The sequence below is a fragment of the Streptomyces sp. 150FB genome, assembly GCF_000818195.1.
GTDB lineage: Bacteria > Actinomycetota > Actinomycetes > Streptomycetales > Streptomycetaceae > Streptomyces.
This window is the reverse complement of record NZ_JTHL01000001.1, coordinates 1,238,021-1,242,290: the sequence shown is the minus strand read 5'-3', so window position 1 is coordinate 1,242,290 and position 4,270 is coordinate 1,238,021. Positions and strand designations below refer to the sequence as shown.

The window sequence follows — 4,270 nt, the reverse complement described above, 5'->3', positions numbered from 1 at the left end:
CCGCCCGTCGACGGTGACGGCGCACGGGGCACCGCCGACCGCCACGGTGACCGCGCCGAGCGCCCGCACCGCACAGCCGTCGAGCGTCGTCTCCAGCGCGGCGGCGCCCTCCGGATTGCCCACCAGCCGGTTCGCCAGGCGCAGGGCCGGAAGGTCGAGGGCGCCGGAGTGCGGCACACCGAGATGGGCCTGCCCGGTGCGGCCCAGATCCTGAACGGTCGTCAGCATCCCGGGCCGTACGACGGCCACGCCCCCGCTTCGCCCCTCGCGAGGGCCCCCGTCCGGGCCCCGGTCCGTCATCGGCCCGCCGCCGGGGTCTCGGCCGTGACCGGGGTCCCGGTCACGAACCGCACCCGCGTCCCCGGCGCCAGCAGCGCCGCAGGTTCCCTGCGCACGTCCCAGAGCGCCGCGTCCGTCGTCCCGATGAGCTGCCAGCCGCCGGGCGAGGAGCGCGGATAGACGCCGGTGTACGGCCCCGCCAGGCCGACCGATCCGGCGGGGACCGAGGTACGCGGGGTCGGCCTGCGGGGTACGGCGTACCGCTCGGCCAGACCGGTGAGATAGGCGAAACCGGGCGCGAACCCGCAGAAGGCGACCCGGAATTCGGCCGCCGAGTGCATCCGTACGACCTCGTCCTCCGCCATCCCCCACAGCGCCGCGACCTCCGCCAGATCGGGACCGTCGTAACGGATCGGCAGTTCTACGGAGGCGCCGGCGTGCGCGTCGGGAGGCGCCAGGACCCAGTCCGTCACCTGTGCGGCGAGGCGCGCCGGATCGTCGAGTCCGTCGAGCAGTACGGTGCGCGCCGCCGGCACGATCTCGCGCACCTCAGGCAGCGAACCGGCCTCCCGGCGGCGCAGCAGCTCGGCGTGGAAGGCGGCCGTCTCGTCGCCGTCCGCCAGTTCGACCAGGAGCGCGCGGTCGCCGACGGGGTGCGCCCGGGCGCTCACGCGAAGGCCTCCACGCGCACCCCTGCGCTCTCCAGTTGCTCGCGTACCCGCCGGGCGATGTCGACGGCGCCCGGCGTGTCCCCGTGCAGACAGAGCGAGCGCGCGCGGACGGCCACGGACTCGCCGTCGCGCGAGGTGACCCTGCCGAACCTCGCCATGCGGACCGAGCGCTCCACCACGGTCGCCGGATCGCTGATGACCGCGCCCTCCTGACCGCGCGGCACCAGCGTGCCCTGCGCGGTGTAGGCGCGGTCGGCGAACGCCTCGGTGACGACCGGCAGTCCGGCCCTGAGCGCGGCGGCGTGCACCTGGGAGCCGGGGAGTCCGAGGACCGGCAGCGGGCCGGCGAGGCCGATGCCCTGAACGACGGCCTCGGCCTGTTCCTCGTCGTGCACGATCCGGTTGTAGAGCGCGCCGTGCGGTTTGACGTAGACCACGCGCGCGCCCGCCGCCTTCGCGAAGACGTCGAGTGCGCCGATCTGATAGGCGACTTCCGCGGCCAGTTCGTCCGACGGCACGTCCATGGAACGCCGCCCGAAGCCGGCCAGATCGCGGTACGAGACCTGCGCGCCGATCCGTACACCGCGCTCGGCGGCCCACGCGCAGACCCGCCGCATGGTCGCCGGATCCCCGGCGTGGAAGCCGCAGGCCACATTGGCGCTGGTCACGACGGACAGCAGCGCCTCGTCCTCGGTCAGCGACCACCGGCCGAAGCCCTCGCCGAGGTCCGCGTTGAGATCGATGGCCACCGGGGTCATGGAGTCACCTTCCGAGGTCGTGAACCGAGCACAAAGGTAGAATATTGTTGAACGATCCCACAAGAGTCATGTGGTTTCGTTCATCTCTTCTAAGATGACGTCGCGGGTCGGCTCGAACGGGCCCGTTCCGGTCCTGAGGGGGAGTGCGCTGTGGGGACGACGGTGTCCGTGCTCGGTGAACTGGCCGACGACCGCCCGCTGCTGGGCCGTACCAGTACGGCGGAACGGGTCGCCGACATCCTCCGTACGCGCATCGCGGAAGGCTACTTCCCGTCCGGCGACCGGCTCTCCGAGGACATCATCGGCACGGCGCTCGGTGTCTCGCGCAACACGCTGCGCGAGGCGTTCCGGCTGCTCACCCACGAACGGCTGCTCGTCCACGAACTCAACCGGGGGGTCTTCGTCCGGGTCCTCGCCGTCGAGGACGTGGAGGACATCTACCGCACGCGCCGGCTGATCGAGTGCGGCGTCGTACGGGGCCTGGGCAGGCCGCCCTTCGATGTGACCGGCCTCGAAAACGCCGTCGTGAGCGCCGAGTCGGCGGCGTCCGCCGGGGAGTGGAAGGGCGTCTCGACGGCGAACATCCACTTCCACCGCGCGCTCGTCGCGCTGGCCGGCAGCGTACGCACGGACGAACTGATGCGCGGGGTGCTGGCCGAACTGCGGCTCGCCTTCCATGTGGTGGACCACCCGCGCAAGCTGCACGAGCCGTACCTGATACGCAACCGGCAGCTCATGGAGACCCTTGGGGCCGGCGACAGGCGCGGCGCCGAAGAGCAGCTCGCCGCGTATCTGGACGACTCGCGCGAGCAGCTCGTCGAGGTGTACACCAGGCTGTTGAGCGAGAAGTGACGGCCCCGACCGCGAGTTGAGCGAGCGCTGACGGGGCACGACGCCGGTCGGGGCGCGTACGGCGTGTACGGCGCGCGAGGCCGTTTCCGAGGTCGCTTCTGCGCCGTTTCGACCGTTGTCGGTGCGAGGACCTAATCTGTGCACGTGACTTCGCCTGCCTCGACGGACCCCGTTCCGCCCCAGCTCAGCGCGGGGCCGCGGCCCGCCCTGGGCCCGGCCGCCGACGAAGGGCTCGCGCGGCGGCTGCGCGCGCTCGCCTGCACAGCGCCGCTGCACGACCTGGACACCCGCAAGGCCAACCTGGCGGGCGAGTACTCGGTGTACGCGATGGCCGAGGTCGCGCTGTCCGCCATCGACCTGGTCACGCTCAACATGGACTTCGACACCGGGGCCGACCACGAACAGATAGTGGCCAGACTCCTGCCGCGCGTCGCCGCCCAGGCACCGCGCCGCCCGGTCGCCGAGCACGAGCGCGTCGCCCGCTGGGTGCTGGAGAATCTGATCAATGTCGGCAGTGTGGACCGGGGTTTCCGCGCCGTCTACGGCACCTTCGGCACCGACGGCGTCTACACCCGGCGGGATTACGACTTCAAGCTCATCGAGGAGGTCCCCGGCGACGGCGGAAGCGTCTATCTGCGGACCACCGACGAAGCGGTCAATGTGCTGGTGGGCGCCCTCGACACGGATGTGACGAGCGCGCAGATCGCCGCCGAGGTCAAGCTCGAGGTGCTGATCAGCCGGGGCCGGCTCGCCGACGCCCAACTCGCCGCCGAGCAGGCCAGATACCGCACCGTGCAGTACGCGGAGACGCTCCGCAGGACGCTGGAGGCGACCCGCCGCAATGTGCGCGCCGTCGACTGGCTCAACGCCGTCCCCGACATGATCGACGAAGCCCTCGACCATGTCGCCGACCGGTACCGCCACGAGAACGCGATCCTCAACAACATCCGCAAGGCGCGCGACGAGGCCGAGACCGGCGCCGATCCGAAGACGGCCGAGCACAAGCGGCGCGCCGCCGAACTCGTCGACATCGTCAAGGACTGCATCCGCAGGCACACCCAGCTCCAGTCCCGGCTGCTGGAGGCCGGACCGCTGTTCCGCGCCGAGCAGGACCGGCAGGCGTTCGCCACCCCCACCGCGCGGGCCGGCCTCGACCTGTACGGGCAGCTCGTCGCGCCGCTGCTGCCGCTGCCCGTCGAGCAGGCGACCCGGGTGACGGACGCGTTCTTCGCGCGCGGCACCGGACTGCGTACGCCCACGGCCGTACGGCTCGGCGACCTCATCGACATCCTGCTGGCGCCGCCGCTGGAGCGCGAGCACCTCGGCGCCGAGATGCCGGAGCCCGACCTGATCGCCACCCCGGACGACAGCCGCTTCAGCGAGGAGCAACTGGCCAGCGCGATGGAGCTGCTCGACCTGGAGCACGACGCGCCGCGCCGCCTCTCGGGCCTCCTGGCCGAAGCCCGCGACCGCGACCGTGAACTGCCGTATCTGGTGGCCCTGCTCGCCATCCACGCGGCGAGCCCGCCGGTGGGCACGGCCTACCGGCAGGGCGAGCAGCGGCTGTTGTTCGCCGTCGACGACGGCACGGTCCTCGACGACCCGGAGTTCGGCGGGGCCGATCTGATAGTGGGTACGGCGCTGTTGGACACGGTGAGCATGGCAGCGGGCCGTACGGAGGCGGCGTGAGCGCGTACGCGGCGGCCGGCC

4 protein-coding genes and 1 pseudogene are annotated in these 4,270 nt (G+C 72.2%); 2 read left to right on the top strand and 3 right to left on the bottom strand.

What is annotated here, in order from left to right:
- The 3 genes and pseudogenes from QR77_RS04845 to QR77_RS04835 form a co-directional block, all read right to left on the bottom strand.
- Window positions 1–300: pseudogene (locus QR77_RS04845) on the bottom strand (hypothetical protein); the annotation flags it as partial.
- A complete protein-coding gene (pxpB, locus tag QR77_RS04840) occupies window positions 297–950 on the bottom strand; it encodes a 5-oxoprolinase subunit PxpB (protein ID WP_040019829.1) in 654 nt (217 codons plus the stop codon). The gene pxpB and the pseudogene QR77_RS04845, both read right to left, overlap by 4 nt.
- Window positions 947–1,708 carry a 5-oxoprolinase subunit PxpA gene (locus QR77_RS04835; RefSeq protein ID WP_040019827.1) on the bottom strand — a complete coding sequence of 254 codons (762 nt, stop codon included), beginning with the start codon at window positions 1,706–1,708 and terminating at the stop codon, window positions 947–949. Before QR77_RS04835 ends, pxpB begins: the two co-directional genes overlap by 4 nt.
- Before the next feature lie 150 nt (window positions 1,709–1,858).
- Between QR77_RS04835 and QR77_RS04830 the strand changes: the two genes are divergently transcribed.
- Entirely contained in the window at window positions 1,859–2,560 is a 702-nt protein-coding gene (locus QR77_RS04830; RefSeq protein WP_052488549.1) for a GntR family transcriptional regulator, read from the top strand.
- Between the two features lie 144 nt (window positions 2,561–2,704).
- On the top strand, window positions 2,705–4,249 hold the full coding sequence (locus tag QR77_RS04825; RefSeq protein ID WP_040027331.1) for a hypothetical protein: 1,545 nt from the start codon (window positions 2,705–2,707) through the stop codon (window positions 4,247–4,249).
- The last annotated feature ends 21 nt before the right edge of the window (window positions 4,250–4,270 follow it).